The organism is Paenibacillus sp. FSL R7-0210 (genome assembly GCF_038009085.1).
Taxonomy (GTDB): domain Bacteria; phylum Bacillota; class Bacilli; order Paenibacillales; family Paenibacillaceae; genus Paenibacillus_AQ; species Paenibacillus_AQ silagei.
Window position 1 is genome coordinate 6,056,249 of record NZ_JBBPAR010000001.1, and the last position, 25,015, is coordinate 6,081,263.

At 53.4% G+C, this 25,015-nt stretch carries 17 protein-coding genes; 9 read left to right on the forward strand and 8 right to left on the reverse strand.

Going from position 1 to position 25,015, the window contains the following annotated elements:
* Positions 1–5 precede the first annotated feature (5 nt).
* Positions 6–332, reverse strand: coding sequence for a PadR family transcriptional regulator (locus MKY64_RS25560; protein ID WP_036723569.1), 327 nt, complete (start codon positions 330–332; stop codon positions 6–8).
* A 229-nt stretch (positions 333–561) separates the two neighbouring features.
* Here MKY64_RS25560 and MKY64_RS25565 point away from each other — a divergent pair, with 229 nt between their 5' ends.
* Positions 562–1,083, forward strand: a complete 522-nt coding sequence (locus MKY64_RS25565) for a TetR/AcrR family transcriptional regulator (RefSeq protein WP_209876284.1) — start codon at positions 562–564, stop codon at positions 1,081–1,083.
* Positions 1,084–1,194: 111 nt separating this feature from the next.
* Positions 1,195–2,043: a hypothetical protein gene (locus MKY64_RS25570; RefSeq protein ID WP_340958169.1), complete on the forward strand. Its 849-nt coding sequence runs from the start codon at positions 1,195–1,197 to the stop codon at positions 2,041–2,043.
* Between the two features lie 174 nt (positions 2,044–2,217).
* On the opposite strand, the gene pulA is transcribed toward MKY64_RS25570, so the two are convergent.
* From pulA to MKY64_RS25585, 3 genes are all read right to left on the reverse strand, one after another.
* On the reverse strand, positions 2,218–4,173 hold the full coding sequence (pulA, locus tag MKY64_RS25575; RefSeq protein WP_339253096.1) for a type I pullulanase: 1,956 nt from the start codon (positions 4,171–4,173) through the stop codon (positions 2,218–2,220).
* Positions 4,174–4,842: 669 nt separating this feature from the next.
* Positions 4,843–5,469 (reverse strand): C39 family peptidase, encoded by a 627-nt coding sequence (locus MKY64_RS25580; protein WP_340956586.1) that lies wholly within the window; start codon positions 5,467–5,469, stop codon positions 4,843–4,845.
* Positions 5,466–8,939 (reverse strand): PAS domain S-box protein, encoded by a 3,474-nt coding sequence (locus MKY64_RS25585; protein ID WP_340956589.1) that lies wholly within the window; start codon positions 8,937–8,939, stop codon positions 5,466–5,468. The genes MKY64_RS25580 and MKY64_RS25585 overlap by 4 nt, the downstream gene beginning before the upstream one ends.
* A gap of 302 nt (positions 8,940–9,241) precedes the next feature.
* Here MKY64_RS25585 and MKY64_RS25590 point away from each other — a divergent pair, with 302 nt between their 5' ends.
* The 3 genes from MKY64_RS25590 to MKY64_RS25600 all read left to right on the forward strand — a co-directional run bounded on the left by MKY64_RS25590 (position 9,242) and on the right by MKY64_RS25600 (position 11,887).
* Positions 9,242–10,066: a hypothetical protein gene (locus tag MKY64_RS25590; protein ID WP_340956592.1), complete on the forward strand. Its 825-nt coding sequence runs from the start codon at positions 9,242–9,244 to the stop codon at positions 10,064–10,066.
* A 104-nt stretch (positions 10,067–10,170) separates the two neighbouring features.
* Positions 10,171–11,277 carry a glycosyltransferase family 4 protein gene (locus MKY64_RS25595; protein ID WP_340956593.1) on the forward strand — a complete coding sequence of 369 codons (1,107 nt, stop codon included), beginning with the start codon at positions 10,171–10,173 and terminating at the stop codon, positions 11,275–11,277.
* A 283-nt stretch (positions 11,278–11,560) separates the two neighbouring features.
* Positions 11,561–11,887, forward strand: coding sequence for a P-II family nitrogen regulator (locus MKY64_RS25600; RefSeq protein WP_036723574.1), 327 nt, complete (start codon positions 11,561–11,563; stop codon positions 11,885–11,887).
* A gap of 232 nt (positions 11,888–12,119) precedes the next feature.
* Here MKY64_RS25600 and MKY64_RS25605 read toward each other — a convergent pair whose 3' ends face one another.
* Complete coding sequence (locus MKY64_RS25605) at positions 12,120–13,361, reverse strand: DUF445 domain-containing protein (protein ID WP_076077524.1); 1,242 nt, start codon at positions 13,359–13,361, stop codon at positions 12,120–12,122.
* 396 nt (positions 13,362–13,757) lie between these two features.
* Here MKY64_RS25605 and MKY64_RS25610 point away from each other — a divergent pair, with 396 nt between their 5' ends.
* From MKY64_RS25610 to MKY64_RS25620, 3 genes are all read left to right on the forward strand, one after another.
* Positions 13,758–14,633 carry a Cof-type HAD-IIB family hydrolase gene (locus MKY64_RS25610; RefSeq protein WP_036723577.1) on the forward strand — a complete coding sequence of 292 codons (876 nt, stop codon included), beginning with the start codon at positions 13,758–13,760 and terminating at the stop codon, positions 14,631–14,633.
* Between the two features lie 274 nt (positions 14,634–14,907).
* Entirely contained in the window at positions 14,908–15,378 is a 471-nt protein-coding gene (locus tag MKY64_RS25615; RefSeq protein ID WP_209876271.1) for an Imm30 family immunity protein, read from the forward strand.
* A 93-nt stretch (positions 15,379–15,471) separates the two neighbouring features.
* A complete protein-coding gene (locus tag MKY64_RS25620) occupies positions 15,472–17,817 on the forward strand; it encodes a UvrD-helicase domain-containing protein (RefSeq protein ID WP_340956595.1) in 2,346 nt (781 codons plus the stop codon).
* Between the two features lie 88 nt (positions 17,818–17,905).
* Here MKY64_RS25620 and MKY64_RS25625 read toward each other — a convergent pair whose 3' ends face one another.
* Positions 17,906–19,234: a 6-phospho-beta-glucosidase gene (locus tag MKY64_RS25625; protein ID WP_340956597.1), complete on the reverse strand. Its 1,329-nt coding sequence runs from the start codon at positions 19,232–19,234 to the stop codon at positions 17,906–17,908.
* Positions 19,235–19,507: 273 nt separating this feature from the next.
* Between MKY64_RS25625 and MKY64_RS25630 the strand changes: the two genes are divergently transcribed.
* Positions 19,508–20,224, forward strand: coding sequence for a GntR family transcriptional regulator (locus MKY64_RS25630; RefSeq protein ID WP_036723582.1), 717 nt, complete (start codon positions 19,508–19,510; stop codon positions 20,222–20,224).
* A 92-nt stretch (positions 20,225–20,316) separates the two neighbouring features.
* Here the strand turns inward: MKY64_RS25630 and MKY64_RS25635 are convergent, their stop codons facing one another.
* Both MKY64_RS25635 and MKY64_RS25640 read right to left on the reverse strand, forming a co-directional pair.
* A complete protein-coding gene (locus tag MKY64_RS25635; protein WP_340956599.1) occupies positions 20,317–22,860 on the reverse strand; it encodes a hypothetical protein in 2,544 nt (847 codons plus the stop codon).
* A 23-nt stretch (positions 22,861–22,883) separates the two neighbouring features.
* Positions 22,884–24,896 (reverse strand): S-layer homology domain-containing protein, encoded by a 2,013-nt coding sequence (locus MKY64_RS25640; RefSeq protein ID WP_340956601.1) that lies wholly within the window; start codon positions 24,894–24,896, stop codon positions 22,884–22,886.
* Between the last annotated feature and the right edge of the window lie 119 nt (positions 24,897–25,015).

The following is a 25,015-nucleotide window of genomic DNA, read 5'->3' on the forward strand; positions in this document are numbered from 1 at the left end:
GTTCCTCACAGCTCCTTTATGAATTTGTTGATAACTTCCTGCGTGATCTGCCATTCCTCGCATTTGGCCCGGTAGTAGGCAAGACCCTGCGGAGTGATGCGGTAGTAGGTGCGTCTTTTGCCAAACGTCTCATCCAGATAAAAGGAATCAATATAACCGTTCTTCTCCAGCCGGGTGAATGCCGAATAGAGAGTGGTTTCCTTCATAATGTATTTCTCTTCCGATAGCTTCCGTATGTTCTTGGAAATCTCATAGCCGTAAGACTCCCCGTCCAGAAGCATGTAGAGGATCATCGTGTCGTTGTATCCCCTAATCACATCACTGCTGATCAATTGCCTGCCTCCTATACTTCATCTGTCGTAGTAATTAAATTCAGTGTAGCACAATTACTACGACAGATGAAGTAGTGTTTATGATGAATGGAGAATTTTTTTTAAAAGCGGGTTTATGGGCGTTAACCGTGCATCGAGCTGTTAGCAAGAACAGAAGGATTGACAGACAAATGATTCTTTTATATGATTTATTTATCGCCCGATAAATAAACGATTGGAACTGGTTGCAATGGCAGCAAAGGAAGATAAAAAGCAAAAAATTATGGAAAGTGCCTTGACCTTATTTGCAGAATATGACTACTACAGGACAACAACTGCTATGGTAGCTAAAGCCGCGGGAGTTACGCAGCCCTACATCTTTCATTTTTTTGACAACAAAGAAGACTTATATATAGCTGTGCTAAAACGTGCCTACGATCGGATTCATAACACTTTCATGGAAGTCGAGGCACCTGCTGATCAGCTGGTTGGCGCGATGGGCGCCAGTTTTTTCAACTTAATGGAGACACATCGTTCCGAAGTACTCATGGTCATGCAGGCTTACACCATATCGGAAGCTGGGATCAAACAACATTCTGCTAAGCTCTATACGACTATTTTTGACGAAGTGACTGCCAAATTTCAGAAAGCCGGGGTACCTGATGCGGAAGGAAATGCAATCCGCTTTATGAGCATAGGGCTGCTAGTCACGTTATCCGAGGTGCTTGATCTGTCAGAAATAAAACAATCCATACTGATGACTAAAGAATGAAGTAAATGCAAGCAGCAAACGGATAAATCTTATCTGTTACTGCTTGCAATTATTTTGATAATTATTTATTAATCGATAAATAAATAAAGGAGTGAGCTAACCTTGCATACTATGTTAACCGAATTGATGACATCTGCCGTATCTATTTATAGGCGTGAAAAAGGACTCGTTATGCTTGGAGGGCTCGGGTTTATTATTGCGGGATGTGCTGCTGTCTTTATGTTCTTTCATGGAGTAGTTGTTCTACCGGAGGGTAATATAGAAAATGTATTCTCGTTTACAGCAGCCTTAGGAATTTTTCTGTTATCCATTGCTGCGATCTTGCCCTTTGCAGGCTTTACCGCTCGCAAGAGAAAAGTGATTCGCCGGCTTTTTATTGTTGCTGCTTCATACAGCTATGTAATTGAAACCCTGCAGAATTTTCGGGGCTTCAATCCCCGTTTCTCCAAAGCCGGCGGCCTGGTGGACACCCTTGGGGGAGCTTTATTTGGCGTCGTATCTCTTTCTTTTGTCATCGGGGGTATCCTGCTGGCTGTCCAATTTCTGAAAATGAAGGCTCCCTTATCGCGCCCTGTACTAATCAACGGTATCCGTTATGCCTTGCTGGCGGTATTTATAGCTAATCTGGCCGGACTGATCATGATGAGCTTACAAGGACGTTTTACCGGAGCTGGAGGCAATTATATTGTACTACATGGAATTGGCCTCCATTCTCTCCAAACCCTGCTGTTACCCGCCTGGCTGCTGGAACATTCGAATCTAGGGTCCGGCAAACAGCGTCTGCTCCTGCATACAGGTTGTATAGCTTGGCTGATTGCCATTTTGGTAATAGCCGTTCAGACCAGTCTTGGCCGTTCTATGTTTGAGATTAGCTTGTTCCCGATATTTGCCCTCCTCTGTTTACTGGTTTGGCTGCTCACTGTCATTTCGGCTCTAATGTCGCGGGTGAGAAGGATATGATATATATTGAGTACGGTTTAACAAAAGGTGAGTGTTTGGGCTTAATACAGCCCCCGACCCCAGCACATTGTATTCGGTTTTTCGCCTACACTAAGCATATTTCCGCCACAGCAAAAAGCAGACTGCCCCGGCAGCCTGCTTTTGTGCGATACCTACAATCCCGGTACCTATGATTTAGTTCACAGCAAGTACGATCATTCCTATTCCTGCAGTGGTTAAAGCACCGCTCTCCAGCCGTCCAATATGCGCTTCGCCGAATACAATGTCCCATTCGCCCAGTTCGGGCAGCATCAGGGTTGCACCTTCGGGATTGGCATTGTACAGAACGTACAGATACTCCGCCGAATCTCCTCCGGCATGATCGCGGAGCGTGAAGGCCACCGCATGCGCCGGTGCCTCTTCGAACACCAGATGGTCGCGGATTTCCTCTGCGGTACGCAGCCGGAAGGCGGGATGAGCGGCGCGCAGCGCGATCAGCTGCTTCATGTATGCTACAGATCCGGCATGTTCCGCGCAGCGTTCCCAGTCCAGCCAGTTCACTTCCACTGGCGATTTATAGCTGTTCTCCACACCGTCCTTGGTCCGCAGGAACTCCTGACCGGCATGAATGAAAGGTATCCCCTGACTCGTCAGCACCATAGCCGAGGCCAGATGGTGCATAGCGCGGCGCTGCCCGTCTTCCACTCCTGCCGTAGACAAGACCAGCTTATCCCACAGTGTATGATTGTCGTGGCACTCCACGAAGTTCACACACTGCTGCGGCTCCTGGGCGTATTGCCCGAGGCCGGGCCCGTAGTAGATCGCTCCGGCAATGCCTGCCTTCACATTGCGTTCGAAGCCGAACCCACCGTTGATGAAGCCCTTCTGGTCATGCAGGAATATATTACCCTTCACTGCATCGCGGAAGCCGTCATTGAAGTGGCCAATGCCCGGCATCTGATTGGCCTGGCACTGGTTGGCCCGAAGGTCCTCGGCCAGCTCCGTGTCCATCACCCAGCCTTCGCCTATCGTTATAATCGAAGGGTCCAGATCATCCAGACGACGGCGGATCTCGTTCATAGTCCCTACATCATGAAGACCCATCAGATCGAAGCGGAAGCCGTCGATATGGTATTCCCTGGCCCAGTACAGCACGGACTCAACGATGAAGCGGGACATCATCCTCCGCTCGGAAGCAGTATCATTCCCGCAGCCTGAGCCGTTCGACAACCGCCCGTCCTGCTTATACCGCAGATAATAGCCGGGAACCAGCTTGGTGAAGTTCACCCGGAAGCCGTCATAGACATGGTTGTAGACCACATCCATAATGACACGCAGGCCGCGGTCATGCAGCGCCTGAATCATTGTCTTCAGCTCCCGGATGCGCAGGCCCGGAACATACGGATCTGATGCATAAGAGCCTTCAGGAGCATTGTAATTCTTGGGGTCATATCCCCAATTATAATGCGGCTCCTCCAGGCGGGTCTCATCTACGCTCTCTGTCGCATAATCATAGATAGGCAGCAGCTGCACATGGGTAACACCCAGACTGGCAATGTGATCAAGACCGGTGGCAATGCCCTCAGGACCCCGGGTTCCGGCTTCTGCAAGGCCGAGGTATTGCCCTGTATGCTTAATCCCGCTGGCAGGATGAACCGATAAGTCACGCAGGTGAAGCTCATAGATCACCGCATCCACCGGGTCCTCCAGCGGCGGCTTATCCTGCGTCCAGCGCGCGGGATCGGTCTTGCGCAGATCCAGTATAGCCCCTCTGTCCCCGTTCACGCCGATCGCGCGGGCGTACGGGTCCACCGCTTCATTCCATAGCTCCCCGATACGCACCCTGTAGGTGTAGAACATCCCATCCAGATCGCCCGGAACGCTGAGTCTCCAGGTTCCCCGGACGTCTCGCACCATGGGTATCTGCCGCTGCGCAGGATCCTTCCAGGATGGATACAGCACCAGCTCCGCTTCCTGGGCCGTCGGGGCCCACAGACAGAACGCGGAGCCGGACGCCGAATAGGTTAGGCCAAGATCCTCTCCGTCATAGCTGAACAGCTCATCGAAATTCCGGTCGAAGACGGAGATTCCGCTAGTAGCCGCCGGGTCCCCGTAATCAATCGGTTCCTTCATTTCCTTCTGTACTGACAAGGCATACCGCCTCCTTTACCCTTAACTAAATATACGGCAGGGCTCCTGGGATTTATACAATTCCTCTTTTCTCTATTTGAAATTTTATCCTAACCGCCAACATTGTGCAAACGTTTGAATCACACTCTGCAAGTGGAAAGGGCTTTGCCTTCCTTTTACAGGACGGTACCGTTTCAGCGAGAAATAGAAGGATAAGTTATCGTGTGCAACATATAAATTCTATATTTAGAAAAGGCCGGGACACAAGAAATATCCTGCCCCGGCCCGGCCATGATCTTGAAGCAGACTGTAGCTCATCAGATTTAAATGCATGAGAAATTATTTTAACTAATTGCTTGTTGAGGCTTTACTGGGCCAAAATTAGGTTGCAAGGGGTAGGCTTAATTGTAATTTGTACAACTAAATCGCCCTATGTGCCGCTTAATCAACGTTTAGTTGTATTTCCTGCAATTAAAATCCCTCTATACCTGGATTTTCGCCCATTCGGGCTAATTTAGTTGTACAGACTACAATTAGAAGAGGGATTCTACCCGTTTCAGTGTTTTTAGTTGCATAGAATACATTTATCTCTGATATGGTTCGCTACGAACTGAATGCCTGCCTCTTTACTCCAAGGAGTTCTTTACTTGCTAAAGGTGGCTTCCTTCCAGAATAGGAGTTGCCCGTCTGTCACGGCACATCTGGCGATTCCGGCAGATTGAGCGACACCATCGTAAGTATTCTTTTATTCGCGGAATAGGAGATCTGCCGTTCTCTGCCCGGCGTATAACCGCCGCCAGGATGTTGCACCCCGTTGTCATGGACAATCAGCTTACAGGAGCCGTCCTCCTCAGCCTCATAACCGATTCCCAGCACCCAATGATAGTCATACGCATATCTTCCGCGCCAGCGGAAGCTGAACCACTTGTCGAATTTGAGCGCGACCGGACGCCCGGCATCAATCTCGGCCCGGTAGCGACCGATATCATTGAACACGGATACCTTAATCAGGTCGGAGCGGTTACTTAAAGGCGGCAGGGCTGCACCGATGTACGCCCGGAGGCCTCTGACAAAGCTGCGTGCACTCATGCCCCAGGGCGTCCCGCCATGATGGGTGTAGATGTAATTGATATGCGCGGCCATGGAATCAAAATGACGGATACCCGGAATAAACGTCCGGCCCATTTGCGAATGCCAATATTCCAGGAGGGCGGCCATGGTCGCCGGCCCGCAGGCTGAGGAAGGCGAGGCTACGCCTGTCTCCCACTGTGTATACGCCTTCGCCTTCAATCGCTCACCAGAAGGCCTCCGGCTCATAGGGATACCCTATGGCTGCAACGCTCCAGCACCCGGTCAATATCGGCAGCCAGGAACGGCTTGCTGACAAAGTCATCCATGCCCGCCGCATAGCAGCGCTCCCGGTCCTCTTTTCTGGCATACGCTGTCACAGCTGCAATATACGGCTGATGCGGGGCAGGCGCCTGCTCGCGGATTCTGGCTGTTGCCGTAAGCCCGCTCATCCCCGGCATCTGTACATCCATGAATACCAGATCATACTGCTCACGGAGCACTGCCTGCACCGCCGCTTCGCCATGATCGACCAGATCGGCGGCATAGCCTCTTTTGTCCAGCATAGCCACCAGCAGCTTCTGATTCACCGGATGATCCTCCGCCACCAAGATACGTAGACGCCCAAATTCAGCAGCGGATTCGCCTTTTTCCGGGATGCTACTATGTTCAGAGACCGGCGCCGGATCAGAGACAATCACCGTATCCTCCCAGCCGCCTTCCGGCTCCAGCTCCATATCTACAGGCAGGATGAAATAGAAATTCGAACCTTCCCCGACTACGCTATCCACAGTGATGGCACCGCCCATCAGCTCCACCAGCTTTTTGCAGATGGCCAGCCCCAGTCCGGTTCCCCCATACTTGCGGTTAATGGACGGGTGCAGCTGCGAGAAGGACTGGAACAACAGCGGCTGCTTCTCAGATGGGATTCCTATCCCTGTATCGGCCACGCTGAATTTGAGCGTCAGCTTCTTGCGCTCCCTGCTATATTCTCTGCTGAGCAGAATGGAGACCTGTCCCGTCTCTGTGAATTTCACGGCATTGCTGACGAGATTCACCAGCACCTGGCGCAGCCGGGCCGCATCTCCCATGATCAGCTCCGGCACATCCGCAGCCATGCGGCAGGACAGCTCAATATTCTTTTCACGGGCCTTCGGCATGAACAGCTCCGTGATATTGTCGAGTAATTCCACCAGACTTACCGGCTCGTGGGTAAGCGTCATTTTACCAGCTTCGATTTTGCTGAAATCCAGAATTTCATTAAGAATATATAGCAGGGATGCACTACTCTCGCTGATAATCTGGGCATACCCCCGCTGTTCTTCCGTCAATTCCGTCTCACTTAGCAGATCGGTCATGCCCATAATTCCGTTCATCGGTGTACGCAGCTCATGGCTCATGATGGCGAGAAATTCCGATTTGGCCTGGTCCGCCTTCTCCGCCAGCTCCTTGGCTCTGATAATCTCCTTCTCCCCGGTAATGTCACGAAAGACAACAACCGCTCCCTTGCGCTCACCCTTGTCGAACAGTGGGGTTACCTGGTACTCGGCCAGGAAGCTGGAGCCGTCCTTGCGCCACAGCACCGCATCCAGACTCTGATGGGCTTCTCCTGCCCGGACTGCCCGCATCAGCGGAGACTCCTCCGGCCGATAATGGTTGCCGTCAAGCGCGGTCTGCTGGATGGGGTCCAGGTAAGGATGCCCGGTAATCTCATCACATTCGAAGCCCAGCATATGCGCCCCCGCAGGATTAATAAAGGTGACCCGCCCCTCTTTGTCCAGACCAAATATCCCTTCGGACACGGCATTGAGAATCAGGGTATAATCATTGCTCAGCTTCTCAATCTGCTCCGTGTACCTGATATGATCCGTTATATCGCGGGAGATCCCATATACCCCAACCACCTGATGATCCACAACTATTGGAATATTAATCGTATTGATCTCCACCGGATGCCCGTCTTTGTGGATCAGCGTCAGATCATAGCTCTGCGGCTCCCCCTGGCTGGCCAGGGTGAAATGATGCAGCGTCTTCTGGATATCCTTCTCAGCCACCAGCGGTCCAAAATAATTCCCCAGCAGCTCCTCCAGCGAGTAGCCGCTCAGCTTCTCCAGATTGGCATTCGCCGTCAGATAATCCCCCTGCAGATTCATGGAATATACCGCCGCAGGATTATACTCGAACAGGGATTTGTAGCGTTGCTCACTCTCCTGCAGCTTCGATTCGAATTGCTTGCGTTCAGTAATGTCACGGCCTACGGCAATAATCTCTGTCTTCTGGCCTTGCGCGTCAAAAATATACCGGCTGTTCGTTTCAAACCAGACATAGGTACCGTTCTTGTGGCGGTAGCGGTAGGAGGCCGGCGGAATCAATCCCGAATCCACGCTCTCCGCCATCTGATTCAGAATCATCTCCAGATCATCAGGATGCAGGTAATCGTAGGCACTGGTGCCGATCATCTCCTCAGGCTCATAACCGAGCAGCGAACGGCTGGCCGGTGAGCAATACAGGAAGATACTGTCCTTAATCGCATGGCGCGAGATCAGGTCGAGGGAGTTCTCCGACATCAGCCGGAAATTCCGTTCACTCTCCCGCAGCTGCTCCTCCATATGCATACGCTCCGTAATATCCTGCATCATGCCGAACAGCTGGGCTGGCTGGCCCTCCGGTCCCAGGATGACATCCCACTGGACATGCACCATCAGGACCTCCCCATCCGGCAAAATCATCCGGTAAGCCGTATTCCCCGGCTCCCCTAGTCCCATAGCCCGTTCTACGGCCTCCTGCAGAATCCGGACATCTTCCGGATGGACCAGTGCCAGGAAGGCCTCCTGATTCACTTGGCCTGTCTCCACACTATATTGCAGAATACGCCGCAGTTCGTCGGAGAACGTGATTCTGCCCTTCACCAGATCCCAACCCCATGAGCCTATTCGCGCCACCCGCTGCGCGGACGCAAGGGCCTCCTCGCTGTGCTTGCGCCGGGTGACGTTACGGCCAATCCCCATAATCCGTGTGATTTCACCCTTATCGCCGCGGACCACATGGAAGGATGTCTCGAACCATAGATAATGGCCCTCCTTATGGCGCAGGCGGCGACTGGAGATATTGTTCTTCAGCAGGCTGCCGGAGCTGTTGATTGCTTCAACATCCTCCAGGTGATAGAATTCGGCGCGGTTCCTGCCGACAATCTCCTCCGGATGGTATCCGATCTGGGAATAGGAGGACGGCGATATGAAGGTTATCGTCCCGTCGGGCAGGGAGAAGGAGATCATGCTCTGATCGTCTTTTATGAATAAATTGTACAGATCGCGGCTGTCTACGGTCAGCTGGTCAGCAATTTTGCGGTCTGTTACATCCTGTGCATATACAATAACGGTCCGGCCGGAAGGCTCCTCTTGGGCCGGAATGAAGGTCAGGGCGAGCCAGAACGGCTGCCCGTCAATGCCGGAGAACCGCTGCTCCACCTGTAGAGGCTGTCCCTGCCGCTGTGCAAGCTCTGTCCCGATTCGCTGAATAGAGAATTCTTCCTGCAGGTCCCGGCCGGCCCCCGATAGAGTCCCTGAGAGAAATTCAGGCTCAGTGCAGCCCAGCATATTGCAAAAAGCAGGATTAATCTTCATCCATCTGCCTCCTTCCGGAGACAATACAGCCATCCCCACCGGAGATAACTGGAAGGCTTGATCGAGAATGCTGTTATTCCTAGCCAGGTTATCCATCACCTAAGGCCTCCTTCATCTTGGGGCTGGCGCTTCTGCTGACCCTCTGTTGTGCTTCACTTGACGTTCTTCCTTCACAGTATACGATAAGACCGTCACGGAATGAAATGAAGGTCCTCCCCTTGGTTCGCATAAGTTAAAATTGATAATATTGACAAAATTAAGATAATATCTCTATAATAAAAAGCAAAACTATCTTCGTGACTCATTACGCCGGAAGCACCCGTAATAGAGGCCTGTTGGCCTTTACTGCGGGTGCTTTCTTTGTGTTCCGGGACATGAAGACAAGCGGAGGAATGTTAATGAACAATCTGTATAAGCCAAGTTGTCTGCTGCTGTCCCTCTTGATTGCCCTTGCCCTAAGCTTCCCGGCCGGTCCGGCTTCGGCAGCGGCGACGGTGATTACCTCATCGGTTCAGGCTTCCTTTGACCTGACTGCTGCTAAGGCGGACAGCACTGCCCGCGCCCGGATGAAGAGCCAGTTCACAGAGCTGACCACCCTGTCTGCCGGGTATGACAGCCGGGAGGTGCAGATCAGGACGCTCCATGATCAGAATACAGAGGCGTTGAATGCAGTCCGGGAGTCCATCAAGAATATGGACCAGGCCTCCATCACCAAGCTGAGCGCTGCCGTCAGCAGTGCCAAGCAGCGTTATCAGCCGCTGTTCGATCAATACAGCGCGCTGAACAAGCGGATCTCCCTGCTCAAGGGACTGAAGGACAAGACGCTGAACTCCGTCCTGAAGGCCCAGTCGGAAGCCATGAAGCTGCTGGTCCAGATTGCCCGCCAGGAGATCCGCGACAAGGAAGCGCTGCTCAAGGCCGCCAAGGATACCCGTACCCGCCGGATGGCCGCTGCCCGTAAGACCCTGGCGGGCATTGACAGACCGCAAAGCTTAATCAAATCACAGAAAAGCGCAGTCTCTGCCCTAAACAAGCGGCTAACGGCAGATTGGAGTGACTTCAAAGCGGCTATCCGCAAGCAGAATCCGGCTCTGGCCGGACAATCCTTATCTTCTATGGTCGCCGGGTACAAGCAGATCGCGGCGGGGAAGCTGAAGATCCTGGATTATGAGCAGACGATTGCCGGAGTCATTGCAGCTACTCTTAGACAGACAGGCAGCTAGACCGCAGACGGCCGCTCCCTGCTTGCTCCTGTGTCTTCTGCACGCCTGAACGCATATGTTAGGTTAAGAACCATAACTACTATGCAGCGGGAGGAGCAGCCACAATGCATATCTGCATGATTGCACCGGAGCAGTTCACGGTTCCCGGGGACGGCTCTGTGGAGATTTGCATCTGGAATATCGCGCGGAGGCTGACCAAGAGACACAAGGTAACCATTGTGAGCCGCAGAGCCGCCGGGCTTCCTGACACGGATGAGCTCGAGCAGGTCCAGTTCATCCGGCTGCCCTCAGGCACCCCTTCCCGGTACCGCAGCTCCGTTCTTACATTCCTGGAAGCCTCAGAGCCGTTCGATCTTATTCAGATCGACAACCGGCCGCGGCTGGCGGCGGCTGTGAAGCGGCAGTACCCCGGCACTCCGGTGATTATATTTCTTCACTCTCTCACATTCGTGCCGCAGCAGCCCGGCATCGCCCGTTGCCTGGCCCTGGCCGATGCCGTCACGGCCAACAGCAGCTCCCTGGAGCAGCGGCTTATCCGGAGGTTCCCCGGCATCCGCAGCAAGCTTCGCGTGGTTCCTCTGGGAGCAGACCTGTCGCGCTTCACTCCTGCATCTGCGCAGGAGAAGGCGCGCCTGCGCACGCTGCATGGTCTTGGCCCCGGCTTCACGGTCCTGTTCGTAGGCCGGGTCATTCCGCGCAAGGGAGTGCCTGTGCTGCTCCGGGCCATGCACCGCCTGAACCGGCATATGCCCGCACGGCTGCTGATCGCGGGCAAGGGGAAGCCGCCGTATCTCCGGCAGCTGAGAGCTCTTGCCCGGCGGCTGAGCATACAAGTGTCTTTTCTTGGCAATATTCCCCATGAAGATATCCACAGTCTGTATCAGGCTGCCGACTGTTTCATCTGCCCCTCCCAACAGCATGAAGCCTTCGGGCTGGTGAATGTGGAGGCGATGGCCTCGGGGCTGCCGGTGATTGCCTCCAGCAACGGTGGAATCCGGGAGATTATTGATTCGGGCCGTAATGGCTATCTGGTGAAGCAGTACAGGAACCCTGCTGCTTTTGCCAGCCGTATGCTGCAGATCGGCCGCAATCCGGACCTTGCCGCAAGGATCGGACTGCAGGGAAGAAGTGATGCGCTGCAGATGTATGAGTGGCAGCATACCGCAGAGCTGCTGGAGAATATTTATCTGAAGCTGGTTCCTTCACGTTAACCAGAGGAAGCATCCTTCTAGAAGGCTCCTCCGGTTAACGAGGGGCACAACACTTTACCTTGAATTACTTTCCTGGCGGGTGGACAGCGCCGAACTGTAAGTCCAGTCAGGATACGACAATGTGTAATACGGATTTTGTGATCCTTCTCGCAGGATGCAGCCGGAGTTAATAATATACTACACGTGTAAGCGTTGCCATTAAACAAATGCACTATACAGTAAGCCACCGAGATATTGGCAACCCCCTACAACCTATTATTCGCTGTAGAAAGGGTGCATCGTTATGTTAATGATCAAAGCTATCGTAAGACCTGAGAAAGCGGATGAAGTAATGGCCGAATTGCTGCTGGCCGGCTTCCCCTCCATCAGCAAGATGGATCTGCTCGGGCGCGGCAAGCAAAAGGGCATTCAGGTCGGAACCAACCATTACAACCAAATCTCCAAGAAGCTGCTGATGATCGTCATTCAGGATGAAGACAAGGATGACGTCATCAGCATTATTATGCGTACGGCCAGATCCGGTGAGCATGGCTCCTTCGGCGACGGCAAAATCTTTGTCCTGCCTGTACAGGAGGTCTTCACCATCAGTAACGGCAAGAATCAGCTATAGAGAAAGAAAACCTTCGCCCTGCTATATTGACGCATACAAGTGGAAACGGCTTTGCCGTCCTTTTAAAGGACGGTACCGTTTCGGCGAGAAATAGAAGGATAATGTATAGCGTGAAACATATACATTCTTATATTTCTATGAAAGAGGCAGCAAAGCACCCCCCCCGCTCTCCGTCTTCACGGAAGACCGGGGACTGCCTTGCTGCCTTTATGAATTCCTGGTCTTGCGATGATCAGATCAGCTGGATCACGGTAAGTCCCAGCCCGACCACAAATCCGCAGACGGCACCGTTGACACGAATCCACTGCAGATCCTTGCCGACCTTCTCCTCCAGCATATTCACCAGAGCGGCATCGTCCATCTGATCGAGGTTCTCCTTGACCAGTTGCCCGATCCGGTAATGATTAGCTTCCACGAAGGAGATCAGTGTACCGCGAATCCGGTCCTCTGATGTCTGAATCCATTCCTTCTCCTGGCTAACCCGCCGGACCAGCGCGGCATACAACGAGAACAGCCTGCGCCCTCCCCGGCCCCGGTCCTCTTCCAGCAGCGTAACCGCCTTGCCGCGCAGCCCTTGCAGCTGCTGTAGTACAAATGCGGCAGCGGCTTCCCCTTGAAGCTCATTCAGCGCCCAATTCTTCAGTGAGGCAATCCGTTCTTCATCGCTCAGCAGCTGGAACAGAGCCACCCGGATCTCCCGGATGACCTCCTCCCGGTAAGGGCTGTCCTCTTCCTTAAAGTCACGGATCGTAGACTGTACCATACCCTGGAGCATTTCCCCTAGCATATCAGCATCCACGAACCCGACGAAGGCCTGGAAGGCCATTCCCTTCAGTCCGCCAAGCTTAACCTCGGCCAGCTTCTCACTGGCGATCTTGCCCAGCATGGCCCGCGTCTCCGGGCGTCCGCTCCAGGCGGAGATCCCCTCCAGCGCAAAATCAAGGGCTGCAATATCCTTGCCCTCATTCATCAGGCTGGTTGCTATGGTATCTGCTGCGACTCCGAGCTTAGCTTCACGCAGATAGCTTGCTGCTGCCGATTGAATATACGGAACAGCCTGCTCTACCGGAAGCCGCAGCACGAAGCCCTTCAGCTGCTCCAGCACTTCCTGCCGCGCTTTCTTTCTGGAGAAGAACCGGGTCAGTACGCCAGCTCCAAGCGAGACTATATTGAATGTGCGCAGCTTGTTCTCAATGCTCTCCTTGTTCAGCAGTTCATTCTCCATCGCAGAAATCAGGGACTGGATCAGCTTATCCCGGTTCTTCAGCAGCAGCGAGGTATGCGGAATTCTCAGGCCCAGCGGATGGCGGAACAGCGCCGTCACGGCGAACCAGTCGGCGATTCCTCCGACCAGACCTGCCTCGAAGCCGCCTCTCAGCAGAATAACTGCCAGATTCTCAGGCAGAAACAAGGTGAACAGAAAGCCGCAGGCCATAATAGCCAGAGAGATCGTAGCTAAATTTCTGGATTTCATCAGTATCTTTTCCCCCTTACATAGCGACCCCATGCCGCTTGCATCCCGGACATCGTCCCTTGCACATGCAGAAGACGAACCAGGCTGTCAGGTTACAGGTCTGCCTTACATTGTACCACGGGAGCACTCTTTTCTGAAAATCCGTCATGCTGCATGCAGCAGGGAAGCTGTTCTGTAATACTATAGATGAACACTTTAATTTTAAATTTCCGAGTAAATAATGATAAAATACAAGTGGAAACGGCTTTGCCGTCCTTTTAAGGGACGGTACCGTTTCAGCGAGAAATAGAAGGATAATTTATCGTGTGAAACATATAATTTCTTATATTTCAGGCAAAGCATACGCACCCTTGCAGGGGAACCTAAAATAAACAGATAGAACAGGAGATCAATCACATGCTTATTGCACTGGATATGGACGGAACACTGCTCAATGCGGAGGGTGAAATCAGCAACGAGAATAAAGAGGCTATTCTTCAAGCACAGCGCCTGGGGCATATCGTGATTATCGCTACGGGCCGTTCCTACATGGATGCTGAACGGCAGCTGCGGCTGGCTGATCTGGAGTGCCCTGTGGTGAGTCTTAACGGTGCTGTGATCACGCTGGCTGACCGGACGGTGGCGGCAAGCACTCCGCTGAATAAAGAGGATATTATCCCCGCACTGCGCTGGATGAATGAAATCCCTGAATTGTATTACGAGGTATACACTGAGGATAACGTATATGTAGAGCTGGACAAGCGGGTACAGCTGGAGAAGCTGGCTACTCTTAAGGATACTGAGGTACCCGAGGAATTGGCCTGGCTGCTCCAGGCAATGGTAGACCAGCAGTTCCAGCAGGCAGCGGTAACCTACGTGGAGAAGATGGAGGACGTCTGGAGCAAGGAAGAGAATCTGATCTATAAGACCCTGGTCTTCTCGCTGAACCGTGAGCTGCTGAAGGAAGCCTCTGTGCGGTTCGCTGCCATTCCCGGGCTGATTATTACCGCATCGCATGTCAACAATATCGAGATCAACCATAAGGAAGCGAATAAGGGCACCGGTGTTAGCATGCTCGCAGCCCATTACGGGATTCCTGCGGAGCAAGTGGCGGTGATGGGCGACAGCTACAATGATCTGCCTATGTTCGAGATGGCGGGGTACAAGATTGCCATGGAGAATGCCGCCCCTGTGCTGAAGCAGACCGCCGACTTCATTACGTTGAGCCATACGGAGAATGGTGTAGCGGCGGGACTGCGGCATCTTCTGAACAGCAAAACAGCCTTCAAATGAAGGCTGTTTCCGCTAACGGCGGTCGGTCCCCGAGCGCCGAAAGCATAATAATGAGATGGCGCCCAGGTTGACTGCTAAATATAGAATGAGCGTCAACCGTTCGGCATTGGTTAATTCCATAAGCACCGGAATAAACATGATATCCCTCCATACCTCACTTCTATTTGTCTATCTGTTATAATCAGCTAGTCCTTTGTTCAATATATTAGTATTATCTGTCAAAAAGTGGACTTTATGATAAATGGCGTTATTTTCTGCTGGGAGGAATTACTCTATGAACCACCTATACCCCGGGATTGCCCGGTTATATGAGAACCGGCTGCTGCGCACCGAGCTGGAATGCGAGCAGTTCGATCAGGCACTGGAGGGTCTGGCCGGTGATACAGAGGATGCCGTCATTCACCAGATCTTCAAAGTATTCGACGATGATACGGAGCAGGAAGAGGTGATGTTCAGCCTTGTTCACTTTGTAGAGAGTATCCAAATGGAGATGTATCTGACCCAGCTGCTGGAGTCGCTGCCGGAGATGCTGGAGCATGCCCGCAACTGGGCGATTGTGCTGAATCAAAGAATTCTCCAGGACGACCGCTACCGCAAGGATTACGCCGAGATCGCCGTCCGTATGCCGCCAAGAATCCGGCAGTGCCTGGCCTTCCTGCTGGAGGAGATCAAGGAGGACCAGCCCCGGCTGTACGAGCGCAAGGTGAATTCTTTTCTGGCCAAGCTGAATGCATCCGGGAGATAGCCTCGTGCAGAATAGAGTGCGGAATGGTATAGTGTATACTGGCCAAAACCGCATGACTGATTACGCATTCAGAAACAAACGAAGGTGAACATAATGAACAAGCTCTTATTTCATAATATCCCGCTGGGAGCCAGCGGTGAGCATATCCCCCAGGCGAAGGTAGCCTCAGCCCGGACAAGCCGGGAGACGGTACAGCCGGGGGACAGCGATGCGGCATACTTCCGCAGGCTGGAGGCAGGCGGCATTCTGCTCAATCCGCCGCAGATCTCAGCGGTACGCCATCATCTCGGGCCGCTGCTGACACTGGCTGGAGCCGGCTCCGGCAAAACCTCGGTGCTGATCTGCAGAGCCGGGTATTTGCTGTCTGTGCGCGGCATCGCCCCCGGTCGCCTGCTGCTGCTGACCTTCTCCAGCAAGGCAGCAGCAGAGATGCGCGAGCGGATTGCCCTGCTGCCGGGGGTGAACGAGGGGGATGCTGCTCGCCTGCAGGCGCGTACGTTCCACTCGTTCTTTCTTTATTTCCTGCGGCGGCAGGGACTGCGGCAGGATATTTTCAGCGAGACTCGCCGCCAGCATATTCTGCTGAAGCAGATTATGCGCGAGCTGGGACTGCCGAAGGATGCCTATCCTCCTGAGAATCTGCTCAGTCTGCTCTCCGCCTGGAAGATGAATATGGGCTTGCCCGTACAGCTGCCGGAGACTACCGAGGCAGAGAAGGAGATGAAGGCTATCCTGGCTCAGTATGAGCAGTGGAAGACCGATCATTTCAAAATCGATTTCGACGATGTGCTGCTGCTCGCCTACCAGATGCTCCGGGAACAGCCGGCGCTGCTGCGGGAGCTGCAGCAGCAGTATCAATATGTGATGGTTGATGAGTTCCAGGATACGAATGCGCTGCAATATGAGCTGGTGAAGATGGTTGCTGCTCCGCAGGATAACCTGATGGTGGTCGGCGACGATGACCAGACGATCTACTCCTTCAACGGTGCCCGCAGCGAGTTCATCCTGGAGTTCGAGAAGCTGTATCCGCAGGCCAAGGTGATCACACTGGATATCAACTACCGGTCCGGTCCGGCGATCATCGGGCTGGGCAACGGCATTATCCGCCATAATTCGCGGCGCCGCGCCAAGACGTTGCAGGCAGCCCGCAGCAGCGGCCTGCCGCCCCGTTACCTGCGTCCGGAGACAGCAGATGACGAGGCTGGACAAATCGTGGAGCATATTGAGCGTGAAACGCAGAGCGGGGCCCGGGAATACCGTGATTTCGCCCTGTTGTACCGCGCCACAAGCAGTAATCGGGCGGTGCTGGAGCTGCTGCTGCTGCGCGATATTCCTTATATTGATTACGGCGAAGGCCAGCTGCTCTATGAGCATTGGCTAATCTCTCCGGTGCTGGATCACCTGCGCCTGTCGGTGAACCGCCGTGACTTCGCCGCCATGGAGAACATTCTGCCGACACTCTACATGAACCGGGACAAGGGAATGGAGCACATCCGGCGTATGGAGGCGGTGCAAGCGAAGCAGGGCCCGCTGATTCATCTGCTGTCCATGCCGGGCATGGAAGATTTCAAGGGCGTCAAGCTGCGCGAGCGGCTGGACCTGATCCGCGGCCTGCGGGAGCTGACACCGCTACAAGCGATCCGCCAGATCCGCACGGTATTCTATGATTATTTCATCGAAGGCAGCGAGCGCCATCAGGCTACGCTGCACCGGGAGACGCTGAAGGAAATGCTGGATGAGCTGGAGTCCTCGGCGGAGCGCTTCGCTACAATTCCGCTGTTCCTCGAATTCATCGACAACGTAACGGAGCGTAACGAGCAGAACCGGCAGCCGGGGCTGAAGGAGCAAGGCAACCGGGTGGCGCTGATGACCATCCACAAATCCAAGGGACTGGAGTTCCCCGTCGTCTTCCTGATCGGAGCCTCCGAAGGCATTCTGCCGCATAGCTCCGCTCTGGAGGAGGGCCGTGCGAAGGACCGCAAGCCAGCGAAGGCCTCGGTCAAAGTGATCAGCGCGGCTGCTGCAAAAGCCGCAGCCGAAGCGGGCATTGCCGCATTGGAGGAAGAGCGCCGGCTCGCCTACGTGGCCGTTACCCGGGCCAGGGAGGAGCTGTTCATCAGCTCGCCGGCAAGGCATCGGGGCAAGAAAGCGGAGGTCTCGCGCTTCATGCTCGCGGCCTTCCGCTCGGCGGCCCGCCCACAGGCACCGGCTCCAGCCGCCGGAGCCAGCAGCCCGAACAGAACGCATGTAACACGCAGCGGCACACACGGTTCAGCCGCAGTGAGAACACATACTGTTCCGGTCTGGCAGTGCACCGGCAAAGCCTGTCCGGGCTGGACCCGCAAGAAGGCGGGCGGCGCAGAGGATCACCTGACCTCGAAGCCGTGTCCGCTCTGCAGCTCCCCGATGGAACCTAGCACCCGGGAGGTCCCGGTATAACAGGACGCACGGCTGCCATGCATAACATCAGCCCCTTTCAGCAGCTAATCGGCGCTGCAGAAAGGGGCTGATGCCGTTATTCCCGGGTTTATCTGGCCCGCACCTGGAATTGGGGCAGGTACTCGGCATTCTGCTCCAGAATGTCGGCCAGTACTTCCTTGGCGATCCGCTCGTCGCCTACCAGCGGATGGATCGTCAGGGCCTGCAGTGCAGAGGCATAATCTCCTCTTACTGCAGCATCTATGGTCAACTCCTCGTAAGCCTTCACTACCTGCAGCAGACCTCGGATCTGCGGGGGAAGTGGCTTGCTTGGTGCAAGCGCATGCGGCCCATCGGATTTGATGACACAGTTGATCTCAATGGAGACATCACCCGGAAGATCCGGAATAACCCCCTGATTACGCACATTGACGGTCTGAATATCGCCGGTATCATTATAGATAGACTTCATCAATTGAACCGCCGCTTCCGAATAGTAGGCACCGCCGCGTTTCTCCAATTGAGCCGGCTTACTGTTCACTTCAGGCTGCTTATAGATCTCGAACAGCTCGGCTTCTACTTCCTTCACATCATCGGCACGTGTCTTGCCGCTCTCCTGGTAATGCTCAGAGATCTCCCGGTACATCTCTTCCTTCATATAGTAGTAACGGTGATACGGGCAGGGAAGTGCACCTACGGACTGAATGAACTCCGAATCCCACTCCAGATCGGGGATGTTGGCCATCGAAGGCCCCTTGGCTCCCGACAGCTTATTGAGAAAGTCCTCCGTCACGTCCTCCCCTTCAATCAGCACCCGGGTCGTCCAGTTGAGGTGATTGATCCCGACAATCTCAATGAACATTTCCGATTGCGGAACCCCGTACAGCTCAGCGATCTGCATCTTCGTGCTTATCGGAAGATTGCATAGCCCCACAGACTTGACCCGGGAATGCTTCGAGACGGCTTCCGTAATGATACCGGCCGGGTTGGTGAAGTTAATCATGAACGCACCCGGAGCCAGCTCCTCGATATCCCGGCAAATGTCCAGAATGACCGGAATGGTGCGAAGCGCCTTGGCGAACCCGCCCGCGCCCGTCGTCTCCTGGCCGATTAAATGGTGGGCCAGCGGGATCTTCTCATCTCTGGAGCGTGCATCCAGCATACCGACACGGATCTGCGTAGCGACAAAATCCGCACCGCGAATCGCTTCGCGCCGGTCCAGTGTCGTATGCAGCCTGATAGGCTTGCCGCTTGCATCAATCATACGCTGCGCCAGTTCCCCTATGATTCTCAGCTTGTCCGCCCCTGCCTCGATATCTGCCAGATACAGCTCAGCAACCGGAAATTCATCATGATACCGGATCAGCCCTTCAACAAGCTCCGGCGTATAGGAGGAACCTCCTCCGATGACTGCGATTTTCAAGTGTTTCTTCTTCATTTGTGATTTCCTCCGTCTCTCTTGAAATGCTCTATTATTGCCCCGGTTAGATGTTTATAATAACAATCCCATTTATTGTTCCTACAAATACATGTCTTTTTTTAACCTTTTTTCTCCTCATTGGATTTTCTAATCACTCAAATGATTTGTGAATCTCTATACCCGGTAAAGGGTGCACACATTATGGATTCAAAATCCCGTCATTTCCATATGGTTTCTCCTGCTCTTTTTCCGTGATATAATATAACAAATTGGCATCGGAGGAAACTTGTAATGACAAAGAGAACAAATAATACATTATATTTCAATATTAAAGAACAACTGCTCAAACAGATCCAATCCGGCTTCTATGCTGTCGGAGAGAAGCTTCCCACCGAAGCCGCGTTATGCGAGATGTTCTCCGCCAGCCGGACCACCATCCGCCTCGCGCTCAGCGAACTGGAGGTTCAGGATATTCTTGAGCGGCACCAGGGTAAGGGCACCTTTGTCAAACGTAAGGAGCTCCAGCTTAACCAGAAACGAAGCTTCACTGAAGATGTGCTGATGAGCGGCAAAGAGCCGACCAGTACAATTATTGAAGCCAAAGTGACACCTGCGGAAATCCCGCTCAATGAATTCCTCAATATTCCGTTGAAAGCACCGGTAAACCAGCTATTGCGGCTCCGCTATGCCGATAATGAACCACTCTTGTATGAGACTACTTATATTGCCTGGGATCTCGCCCCGGGGCTCATTAATGAATATAAGGATGGATCGCTCTTCTCCTTCCTTGAGTCAGAGTATAACCTGAAGGCCCACCGCTCTGTGGAGCAGCTGAAGCCTGTACTCGCGGACAAAACAGCCAGCAGGCTGCTTGGTGTCAAAGAAGGCTCCCCCTGCCTGCAAGTGAGAACTTTTACGTATTTGGCCGACGGTTCCCCTCTGGAATACAGCTTCGGCGTATTCCGGGGTGATTTCCCCAGCTATACTATCGAGAGACAGTTTGGATGAAGGAAGGCCGGGCGACCGTCAGCCCAGAGAGCATACGGAGCACCCCTGGATGGGGCGCTCCGGCTCCGTTACCTTCAGTTCAGTAAGCCCTGTTACTCCTTGATGATCTCAAAATAGCGCCCCAGCCAGTAGGGCAGTGTGAATACCGAACCCGCCTCAATGCTGCCTGTATGGTAGTTATACCCCGGATTGGCCCCGGTAGTCTGGCTGTCATTTTCAAACGGATTCGAGTTATGCTTAATGATGCGCCGCTCATCCGGAGCCAGTGCGTAGTTCGTCTGTTTATAATCATCGCGGTCACCCGGTTCAATATACAGCACATCCTGACGGTCCCACTGCACCGGGAATTCAATCTGGAATTCAGGGAAACGGTACAGGAAGCGGACCGCCGACTGCAGATCGACATCGGTTTTGTCCGGATGCGCAAGCTGGTAGAGGAAGGTGTAGAACGGATTCTCCTCCCGCACCTCATTGGAGTACCATTGATCATAGGCTGCTACAATCTGCGCATGTCTGCCTGCATCCTGCTCAAGCGTAACAAGTATGAATACCGGGAACCAGCCCAGCTCTTCATCCGAGTAATTGATATATTGGGTCCAGTCATTATGAAGCGTCGCATTGGTGTTCGTGCCGTCGCCTGCATTATCCATAGTTACCGGCTGGTTGTCGTTCTCGCTATATGCATTGGTAGCCTGACGCACCAGTCTGCGCTCAATATAGTCCTGTGCCATGGCCATATAGCCCTTACCGTTGATATACGGCTCTTCCTTGCTGTAGCTGCCTGCAAAAGCCTGCTCATACGCCAGCTCATACTTGGCCGAATCAGCCGGATAGCTCGCTGCGACAATATAGCTTGCTGATTTCAGCGCAGCCATGACTTGCAGTGCGTTGAGCGGGCCGTCTTCGTAACCGTAGGACAGCGCATCATCCCCTTTTTCGTCAACGCCGATCTTGGACTGCCACTGTACCTGCTGCTCCATAACGCCAAGGCTGTCGTTGAAGTATTTGGCGAACCATCTGGACCACTGTGTTGATTTGCCGGTGGCATCCTCAATATAATAATGGTCGTCCTTCAAAATCAGCTCTGTCATGCGGTGCGTGGTTTCTTCAATGAGAGATTTCAGCTCAAGAAGTTCAGGATCGGTGCTGTCACCGACCAGATATTTATAAGCCGTATAGAACATGGCATAATGGCCATCCACTTCATCTGCAGAAGTATCTGCCTTATACACAATCTGGTTCATGTCGATATGGCCGTCCACAATTGCGCTATCCGGGAACAAATCATTAAAGAATTCCGGAATCTGCTCATAGACGGGAGCTGTCAGCTGAAACAGCGGCTTATTATTGATGCCCGTTGTCTTATCTTCCTTCGCATCATTGTTGTTAGTGGCGGCCGTAATGACAGGCAGCACCTGATATACTGCGCCGGTTACGGTAGTTCCAACCCGTGTCTTGATATCAATCCCCAGCTTCTGGCCTTCAGGACGCGTCAGGTTCAGCTCGTCAATGGCGGCTTGACTAAGCCCAAGCCCATTGTAATTGAGCACATCGGTACCTCCGCTCGGGAACAGCGTGGAGCCTTTTTTGTTCTCTGCGTCTTTGGTTACCCTCACCATGGAATAGCCGATAGGCTCCACCCCGTCGTTACGCTGCATGCTTGGAATGATTCCATTCGGGTTAGTCATGTCCGGCCCGACAAAGTTCTGGAACCAGAAGCCGTTCTGAGATTGGTAGCCGTACACTGAATTGCCCACTGTAGCCGCACTCGCTTCGCTGGTCAGCATATAGGAGCGTGCCGGAAATCCGTTTCCGCGTCCGGAGACATAATCGAGCAGCAGAACGGCCTTGGTCGCTCCAAGCGCCGCCGCTCTTGCATCCGCAATTTCTGCCTGCTCCCCGGAAGCCGGGCTGGCTCCGTACTGCTCCTGCAGTGCTTTATAGCGGAAAATCTCCCCCATTGCATACATCGCTGTCCATAGACCGTCATTGTCACTGGTGGTTGGTGTGGATGTGAACACTCCGGTTGCAGAGTTGTAATTAACCGCATCCAGCTTGCTGTCCGTCTCCGTAAACGTAAAGCCTGCGCCATGAACCATGCCGCGCCGGTCCAGAATCGACTTCACCAGATCCTCATAGATAAACGATTTGTCATGCAGCGTCTTCTCCGGCATGGCGATATGGGTCACACCGCTTGCCGTCCGGACCCAGATACCGCCCTTCCCGTCGCTGGCAAGCCCTGTCACATGATCATCACCACCGTACAAATACCTCGGTCCGGCCATATACTGAACGATATCCTTAGTGTCGCTTGCGCCGAAGTCAACCCGCTGCAGGCCGGTCTCCGTTCCAATCCAGTAGACCCCCCCGTCCAGAACTACACTGGTTACATCACCGGTTACCGAGAGCGGCAGGAATTTGAGCGCAGCAGTACCGGTGACCCATTCAAGGGTGCCCGGGATGGAGGCAGATCCGGCTTTGTAATAGGTCATTTCCTTGGTCTGCACAGCCTCCAGCTGAACAGGAGAGTAGCCCGCACCCGGCAGCTTCTCCGCAAGCACGGGCGCTGCCGGCAGTACGAACAGCGTTAAGGCAAGCAGTGCACCCGTGATTTTCACGCCATTTCTTTTCATCATGTACATGGTAAGCTCCCCTTTCCTTATTGGTAGATATGCGATACGCCGGTTTGTGTAATAACCAGTACACCCGTACTTTCATCCGGTAAAAGCAAAAGCACCTTGTCATCGTACAATTGCTTGCCTTGAGCGGAATAACTGGTCATTTCATTCGTGACGAGATTGATTTTGGTGACTCCGCTGTCTGTTCCGATCCACAAATAAGTCCGGGTTTTATCCAATACAGAGGTGTTAATCCCCCGCATCGAAGCAAATATGGAAGGTTTGATATTAAATTCATAATTTACAAAGGTTATTGCATTCACAAGGTTCGGCATGGTCACACCCTTGTTCGCTATCGAAGGCGTGTATGAAGGGTCCTGAAGGAAGGTCAGGTATTGCTTGGCCAATCCTTCCGCTCCTGTGGAGCTGAAGGAGCTTAAGGCTTCGGCATAGGTATACAGCTCCGGACCTTTGGGCTCAGGTGTTGGGGTTGGGGTAGGTTTCGTTGTTGGTGTTGGTGTCGGTGTCGGCGTCGGTTTCGTTGTTGGTGTTGGTGTTGGTGTCGGTATTGGTGTTGGTTTCGTTGTTGGTGTTGGTGTCGGTTTCGTTGTTGGTGTCGGTGTCGGCACTGGTGTCGGGGTTGGCGTTGGACTCCATGTACCCGGGCTTGAGGTTGGAGCCGGAGTTGGAGTAGGAGTAGGGGTCTGGCTTCCCGTGCCGCCGTTTGAACCGGTTCCTCCCGAATGGCCGGCCGCTGAAGTGATCAGATGACCTGAAGCATCAAAATCCTGTCCGCCTATGCTTACCTTCGCGGCATTCATCGTCAGCTTGTCCGGCTTGACAGAGAAAGACACGCCTTCTCCATTGACCACAGCTTCCGTGATTGTCCCTTCGCCGGTTACGGCAGCAGCGCTGTTCAAGGTCATTTTCTTGACAACCCCGCCTTTATTCAGCTTAATCGCTGAGCCGCCTGCTTTGGACGAGACGTTGAAGCTTCCAATCTGGCCGCCCTCCAGCGTGAAGCTTGCCGGTGCAGCTACATTCAATTCATTAACATCCCCTGATACAGAGACAGCATCGGAAGCCCGCGTAAGCAGGTTAACGGTACTTACCGTCTGATCCGATTCATTGACAATCCGGGCAGCAGAAGTTACATCAATCTTCCCGGCTATCGTCTTTCCCTTCAGCATAACCCTTACCGGAGATGCGGGCTTGCTGATTACAATTCTGCCCACATGACTGTCCGTTAAGGTGATGCTGTTCATACCGCCGCCGTTTATGTAAACGGTGCCTCCAATCTTAGCATTGATGAAACTCAGATTACCTTCGCCAACGCCGGGAGTAATATATACATTCCCTGAGAAGTTCAGATCCGATAGCGTGCCTCCAGCTGTGTTAACAATCAGGTTGCTGCCGGAGGTTCCCGAATGATCTCCGCCGTCGGCAACCAAGAGGCCCATGGTGTTATTCATCATCTTCACGGCCTCGGCCCGCGTCAGTGCCTTCTTGGGCTGGAACGCGCCTTGCGGTGTGCCCGCCACATAACCAGCTTCCTTCATAGCATAGACCGCTTCCTTGGACCAGCCGGCAAGTTGAGCATCATCGGTAAACGGGACGAAGGAATTCCCGGAGGCTGCAACATTAAATACTCTGCTGAGAATCAGCGCCGCCTGCTCACGGGTCAGGACCTCCAGCGGATTGATCCTGCCTTCGCCGTTACCAATAAGAGCACCGGCAGCAACCGCTTTGCTGATGTCAGAGGCGTACCATGCCTTCTTAGGGACGTCAGTAAAGCTCTGGCCGCTCTCCTCACTGAAATGAAAGATCCGGTTAATCAGGGCGACGAATTCTGTTTTTCTGATTCCTTCATTCGGCAGAACGAGACCTTCCTGATTGCCTTTGAGCAGCCCCATCTCTTTCCACGAGGCTATTTCCTCTGCGGCCCATGCAGGAATCTTCTCCGCTACTTCTGCAGATGCTGCGGGCATGCCCGTAAACGCCACGGATGACACTACGGCGAATACTCCAAGCGTCTGCTTCCATTTGAACTTCATATGCACTCCTCCTCAAGGTTTTGTTAAGCGGTACTTCAGCTGATAACTTCGTACACAACTGCTTCGGAAGCATGTGCTGCATAATCTCCAGGGGTGACATCCTTTTCAGGTTATCTTTT